Origin of the sequence: Streptomyces niveiscabiei, assembly GCF_001419795.1 — a bacterium.
Classification (GTDB): Bacteria; Actinomycetota; Actinomycetes; order Streptomycetales; family Streptomycetaceae; genus Streptomyces; species Streptomyces niveiscabiei.
In genome coordinates, this window is record NZ_LIRL01000222.1 from 1 (window position 1) to 7,009 (window position 7,009).

At 68.5% G+C, this 7,009-nt stretch carries 6 protein-coding genes; all 6 read left to right on the forward strand.

Features of this window, described 5'->3' with window-relative positions:
• Positions 1-394, forward strand: a 394-nt coding sequence (locus tag AOK24_RS12395; RefSeq protein WP_206191186.1) for a DUF6807 family protein, incomplete at its 5' end; no start/stop codon positions are given.
• Positions 391-1,890, forward strand: coding sequence for a glycoside hydrolase family 43 protein (locus AOK24_RS12400; protein WP_055720118.1), 1,500 nt, complete (start codon positions 391-393; stop codon positions 1,888-1,890). The genes AOK24_RS12395 and AOK24_RS12400, both read left to right, overlap by 4 nt.
• 33 nt (positions 1,891-1,923) lie before the next feature.
• A complete protein-coding gene (locus AOK24_RS12405) occupies positions 1,924-3,996 on the forward strand; it encodes a pectinesterase family protein (RefSeq protein WP_055720119.1) in 2,073 nt (690 codons plus the stop codon).
• 47 nt (positions 3,997-4,043) lie between these two features.
• On the forward strand, positions 4,044-5,384 hold the full coding sequence (locus AOK24_RS12410; RefSeq protein WP_055720120.1) for an ABC transporter substrate-binding protein: 1,341 nt from the start codon (positions 4,044-4,046) through the stop codon (positions 5,382-5,384).
• Between the two features lie 78 nt (positions 5,385-5,462).
• Complete coding sequence (locus AOK24_RS12415) at positions 5,463-6,251, forward strand: rhamnogalacturonan acetylesterase (protein ID WP_055720121.1); 789 nt, start codon at positions 5,463-5,465, stop codon at positions 6,249-6,251.
• A gap of 38 nt (positions 6,252-6,289) precedes the next feature.
• On the forward strand, positions 6,290-7,009 hold a 720-nt coding region (locus AOK24_RS50535; RefSeq protein ID WP_478078765.1), incomplete at its 3' end, for a pectate lyase family protein.

Below are 7,009 nucleotides of genomic sequence, written 5' to 3' on the forward strand. Positions count from 1 at the left end.
CCTGACCATCGGCAGCCCCGCCACCAACGGCCGCCCCGGCGCAGCGTACGGCGGCTTCTTCTGGCGGGCCCGCAAGGAGAGTTCACCGCCCGACGTCTTCACCCCGGACGCCGAGGGCGAGACCGAGGTGCACGGCACGCGCGCCGACTGGCTCGCGCTCGCCGGCGCCGGCTGGACCCTCGTCTTCGCGGGCGCCACCGACCTCACCCGGCGCGACCCGTGGTTCGTCCGCACCGCCGAATACCCCGGCGTGGGCTCGTCGTTGGCGTCCGCCGAACGGCTGGCGATCCCGCCCGCCGAGACCGCCGTACGCCGGATCGTCACCGTCGTCGCCGACGGGCGGCTCGGGCGCGACGAGGCGACGGCCCTGGTCCGGAAGGCGGTCAGCCAGTGACGTACACGAACCCGATCCTCAACGCGGACTGGTCCGACCCCGACGTCCTGCGCGTCGGCGACGACTTCTACCTCACCGCGTCCAGCTTCGGCCGCGCACCGGGGCTGCCGCTGCTGCACTCCCGGGACCTCGTCAACTGGACGCTCGTCGGACACGCGCTCCAACTCCTGGAGCCTGCGGCGGAGTTCAGGAGCCCCCGGCACGACTGCGGAGTCTGGGCGCCCTCGCTCAGGCACCACGACGACCGGTTCTGGATCTTCTGGGGCGACCCCGACCAGGGCATCTACCAGGTCAACGCCCCCGAGATCAGGGGCCCTTGGACCCGCCCGCACCTGGTGAAGGCAGGCAAGGGCCTGATCGACCCCTGCCCCCTGTGGGACGACGAGACCGGCGAGGCGTACCTCGTCCACGCCTGGGCCAAGTCCCGCTCCGGCGTGAAGAACCGCCTCACCGGCCACCGCATGAACCCTGACGGACGGTCACTTCTCGACGAGGGCAAGGTCATCGTCGACGCCGACCGCATCCCCGGCTGGTTCACCCTCGAAGGCCCCAAGCTCTACCGCCACGAGGGCCGCTTCTGGATCCTCGCGCCCGCCGGGGGAGTGGAGACCGGCTGGCAAGGAGCCTTCCGCGCACGGGAGTTCTTCGGCCCCTACGAGGAACGCATCGTCCTCGAACAGAAGGACACCGACGTCAACGGCCCCCACCAGGGCGGCTGGGTACGCACCCCGACGGGCGAGGACTGGTTCCTGCACTTCCAGCAACGCGGCGCCTACGGCAGGGTCGTTCACCTCCAGCCGATGCGCTGGGGCGACGACGGCTGGCCCGTCCTCGGCGCCGACGGGGCCCCCGTCGCCGTACACAAGCGCCCCGACCTGCCCCCGCAGCCGGACGCCGCGCCCGCCACCGACGACGACTTCCCCGGCGGACGCTTCGGCCGGCAGTGGGCGTGGACGGCGAACCCGCAGGACGGCTGGGCCACCCAGCACTCCGGGGACGGCCTGCGGCTGTCCTGCGTCCGCACCGCCGACACGCACGACCTGCGCAAACTCCCCAACATCCTCACCCAGCGGCTCCCCGGACGCCCGTCGGCCGTCGAGGTGAACCTCGAACTGCCCAGCGAGGACCCCGGCGCCCGGGGCGGACTCGCCGTCCTCGGCGACGCGTTCAGCTGGATCGGGCTCCAGCGCGGCCCCGACGGCACGGTCCACCTCGTGCACCGGTTCGCCGAAGGCGTCGCCGAGCGCGAACGGGACGCCGCACACCCGCAGTTGGTGCCCACGGGACGGGTACGGCTGCGCATCGAGATCGGCGAGGGGGCACGCTGCCGGTTCTTCTACGACGTCGGCGAGGGCCTGCGTCCGTCGGGCCCCGTCTTCGCCGCCACGCCCTGGCGGTGGGTGGGCGCCCTGCTCGGACTCGTCGCCCTCGCACCCGAGGGGAGCGGGCACGCGGGCTCCGCCGTCTTCACCCGCTTCAGGATCACTTCTCTGTAACTCACGTACTCAACACGCCTGTTGGGAGCCGCAATGACGCACTTCCCTAGCAAGCGCAGACCGGGCGCCGGGCTGGTCCTGGCCGCCCTGCTCGGCATGGTCGCAGCCCTGGGACTCGGAACGGCTGGAGAGGCGGGAGCCGCCGGAACAACGGCCCGAGAGGGAACGGCCGTTGAGGGCGCCCGCTCGACGAACAGCCCCTCCGCGAACAGCCCCTCCGCGACCCCGCCCCTCGACAACTCCCGTACACACCCCTCCCGTTGGACCGACAAGCCGCACGGCTTCGCCTCCCTCGCGGGCGGCACCACCGGCGGCGCCGGCGGCCAGGTCGTCACCGTCACCGACCAGGCGTCCCTGGCCAAGTACGCCTCCGCGCCCGAGCCTTACGTCATCCGCGTCAAGGGCTCGATCGCCGTGGAGCCGTTCGGCTCGAACATCGTCGTCGCCTCGGACAAGACCGTCATCGGCGTGGGCGACACCGGCGAGATCGTCCACGGCGAACTCCACCTCACCCCCGGCACCAGCAACGTCATCATCCGCAACCTGACGATCCGCGACTCGTACGTCGAGGGCGACTGGGACGGCAAGACCACCGACTTCGACGCGATCCAGATGGACACCGTCGACCACGTGTGGATCGACCACAACCGCCTCCAGCACATGGGCGACGGACTGCTCGACATCCGCAAGGACAGCCAGTACGTCACCGTCTCCTACAACCAGTTCCGCAACCACAACAAGGCGCTGGGCATCGGCTGGACGACGAACGCGCTCACCCAGATCACCATCGACCACAACTGGTTCACCGGCACCAAACAACGCAACCCTTCGGCGGACAACTGCGCCTACGCGCACCTCTACAACAACTACCTGTCCGCACAGGTCGCCGACGCCGATCCGGTCTGGACGTACGGCAATTGGGCCCGGGGCCGCACCAGGATGGTCATCGAGAACAGCTACTACGACGGCGTCCAACACCCCTACCAGGCCGACACCACAGCCGAGTTGGTGCAACGCGGCTCGATCCTGCGCAACACGACCGGCCGCACGGACAGTTGGGGAACCGCCTTCAACCCCCGTGACTTCTACGGCTATCGGCTCGACCCGGCCGCGGCCGTACCCGCGCTGGTGACGCGCTTCTCCGGCCCGCAGAAGCAGATCGGCACGACGCTGAACGTCCCCGCCGCCTACCCGACCGTCCAGGCCGCCGTGGACGCCGTACCGGCGGGCAACGACGTACCCGTGACCATCGCGATCGCCCCCGGCACCTACCGCGCCAAGGTGTTCATCCCCGCGAACAAGCCGAAGATCCTCCTGCAAGGGACTGGACACAGCCGCGCCGACACCGTCATCGTCTACGACACGCCCGCCGAGCACGGCGGTTCGACGGGAAGCGCGACGGTACGGATCGCCGCGAACGACGTCACCGCCCGGCACCTCACCTTCAGCAACGACTTCGACGAGGCCGCGGTCGAGCTGAACGGCGAACAGGCGCTGGCGATGAAGACGACCGGCGACCGGATCGTCTTCGAGGACACCGCCTTCCTGGGCAACCAGGACACCCTGATGACCGACAGCCCCAACCTGACCACCGTCAGCCGGGTCTACATCCGCGGCTCCTACATCGAGGGGGACGTCGACTTCGTCTACGGCCGCGCCACGACCGTGATCGAACGCTCCGAGATCCGGGCGCTGAGCCGGGGCTCCGACACCAACAACGGCTACATCACGGCCGCTTCGACCTGGACGGGCAACCCCTACGGGTTCCTGATCACCCGCTCCCGGATCGTCAGCGACGCCCCCGCCGGCAGCTTCCACCTCGGCCGGCCCTGGCACCCCGGCGGCCAACCCGACGCCGTGGCACAGGTGTTGATCCGCGACACCGAACTCCCCGCCGCGATCAAGGCGGCACCCTGGACCGACATGGGCGGCTTCTCCTGGCGCGACGCCCGGCTCGCCGAGTACCGCAACCACGGCGCCGGAGCCTCAGCCGAAGTCACCCCGGACCGACCCCAATTGACGGATGATCAGGCCACAGGACACACCGTCACCGCCTACCTCAAGGGCACCGACGGCTGGGCACCCCACACCGCCCGCACGCACTGACCCCCACGACCGGACCGAGCAGACACCTCAATGAAGAGAGCCGACCGATGAAGAACAGAAACCGCAGAAACAGCCGCGCCGCCGCGGCCGTCGCCCTGGGGTCCGTGCTCGCCCTCACCGCAACCGCCTGCGGCGACGACGGCAGCGGCAGCGGCGACAAGGGGTCCGAGGGCAGCGGCACCGGGAAGATCGTCTTCTGGGACAACAACGGCGGTGTCCGCACCGACATCTGGAAGACGGTCATCGCCGACTTCGAGCGGGCCAACCCCGACATCAAGGTCGAGTACGTCGGGATCGCCGCGACCGAGTACCAGTCCAAGGTCGACACCACGATCCGCGGCGGCGGCCTGCCCGACGTCGGCGGGGTCGGCGCGGCCATGCTCGCCGGGTTCGCCGCGCAGGAGGCGCTGGAGCCGCTCGACGACAAACTCGCGAAATCGCCGCTGAGCAGCAAGCTCAACAAGGACATGGTCGCCTCCCTCAAAGCCGCCGGGGGCGGCGACGGGACGCTCTACTCCATTCCCACCTCCGCCAACAACGGCGTTCTGTACTACCGGACCGACCTGTTCAGCAAGGCCGGGCTCCAGCCGCCCACCACCTGGGACAATTTCTACGCCGCCGCCGAGAAACTCACCGACTCCGGCAAGAATGAATTCGGTTACACCATCCGTGGTGGTGCCGGGTCCATCGCGCAGGCCCTCGACGCGATGTACGGGCAGTCCCAGATCACCTCCTTCTGGAACGGTGACAAGACCACCGTCAACGATCCCAAGAACGTCGCCGCGCTGGAGAAGTACGCCGCGCTCTACAAGAAGGTCACCCCCTCCGCCGACCTCAACAACGACTTCACGAAGATGGTCGCGCAGTGGGATTCCGGCACGATCGGGATGCTCAACCACAACCTCGGTTCCTACCAGGACCACGTGAAGGCGCTCGGGGTCGGGAAGTTCCGGGGAATTCCCTCTCCCACCGCCGCGAACGGCAAGCGGGTCCAGGTCTCCAACCCCGTCGACGGGCTCGGGATCTTCAAGAGCTCCAAGAACAAGGAGGCCGCGTGGAAGTTCATCGAGTTCGCGCTGTCCAAGGCGGAGAACTCGAAGTTCAACGAGTCGGCCGGGCAGGTGCCGTCCAATACGGAGGCCGCCGGCGATGCGTGGGTGCAGAAGGCGGAGCCCACGAAGTTGGCGGCTGCGGCGCTGACGGACGGGTCCACCAGCATCGTTCAGTTGCCGTACTACCTGCCTGACTGGAACACGATCTCCAAGGCCGACAACGAGCCGAACTTCCAGAAGGTGCTGCTCGGGAAGATGAGCGCGAAGGACTTCCTGGACAAGTTGGCCGAGGAATTGAACGCGGCTCAGGCTGAGTGGAAGCAGCAGCGAGGTTAATTGCTGGGTTTCGCCGTTGGGGTGGCCTGTACGTCGCAGGGTGCAGGCCACCCGTGAAAAAAGAAAGGCTGACCTACCTTGTCCCTCACCCGTAGACAGGTTTCCGTGGCGGCCCTCGCTGCGATCCCCCTCACCGTAACCACCCCCGCCCATTCCGCGAACCGCCGCACTCTCTACATCGCCGGCGACTCCACCGCCGCCCAGAAATACGCCCCCGCCGCCCCCGAAACCGGCTGGGGAATGGCCCTGCCCTTCTTCCTGCACAAGGGAATATCCGTAGCCAACCACGCCGTGAACGGCCGGAGTTCCAAGAGCTTCGTCGACGAGGGCCGCCTCGAAGTCATCCTCGACGCAATCAAACCCGGCGACTTCCTCCTCATCCAGTTCGCGCACAACGACGAAAAGGCCGAGGACCCCACCCGCTACACGGAACCCTGGACGACGTACCAGGACTACCTCCGCCTCTACATCGACGGCGCCCGAGCCAAAGGCGCCCGCCCCGTCCTCGCCACCTCGATAGAGCGCCGCAGATTCGACGCCCAGGGCAACTCGGTGCCCACCCACGGCGAGTACCCGGCATCGATGAGAGCCCTGGCAGCGGCGGCGAAGGTCCCGTTGCTCGACACCCAGGCCCTCTCCCTCGCGCTGTGGCAGCAGCTGGGCGTGGAGGAGACGAAGAAGTACTTCAACTGGACCGCCACCGAGCAGGACAACACGCACTTCAACCCGCCGGGCGCGATCGCCGTAGCCCGCCTGGTGGCACGGGAGTTGGTCAGAACCAGGGTGCTGGCGCGGAGCGAGGCGCGCCGCCTGGACGAGGAGATCCCGGAGTCGTGGATCACGTGGCCGGACGCCGTGGCCGAGTAGCACCCCACCCCCCTGTTCCGAAAAAGGAGAGCCGCACCATGTACGCACGAAAGTGTCATGATCATGTCAGTGCACGCCGCCTGAAGCGATCCGGCGCGATCCTGGGCTGCACGGCCCTCGTCCTCTCGCTGACCGGCGTCGCAGCCCAGGCCCAGGCCCAGCCGCAACGCGGAACGGACCTGTCCCGCCAGGTACTCGGCACAGGCGACGGCTGGGGTTCGTACGGCACCGGCACCACCGGAGGAGCCGCGGCCGACGCCGAGCACGTCTACACCGTCACCACCTGGGCGGAGTTCAAGGCCGCCCTCGCGGCCGGCGGGAGCGCTCCCAAGATCATCAAGGTGCAGGGGATGATCGACGCGGTCTCCGAGGGCTGCGAAGCCTTCGAGGCGGGCGGGTACGACCTCCAGCAGTACCTGAAGGACTACGACCCGGCCGTCTACGGCAACGACAAGGTCGCCATGGGCCCGCAGGAGGACGCCCGCGTCGCCTCCGCCGCGAACCAGGACTCGGTCATCAAGGCCAACGTCCCGAGCAACACGACGATCGTCGGCGTCGGCAAGAACTCCGGGATCCTGGGCGGGAGTTTGCAGATCAAGGGCGTCTCGAACGTCATCCTGCGCAACCTCACGATCGAGGCGCCCCTCGACTGCTTCCCCAAGTGGGACCCGACCGACGACAACCACACCGGCAACTGGAACTCGGAGTACGACGCGGTCGTCGTCTTCGGCACCGACCACGTGTGGATCGACCACAAC

Bases quoted from the DNA above. Each gene is read 5' to 3' on its own strand.
- AOK24_RS12405 (WP_055720119.1), top strand. From the start codon at position 1,924: ATGACGCACTTCCCTAGCAAGCGCAGACCGGGCGCCGGGCTGGTCCTG.
- AOK24_RS12410 (WP_055720120.1), top strand. From the start codon at position 4,044: ATGAAGAACAGAAACCGCAGAAACAGCCGCGCCGCCGCGGCCGTCGCC.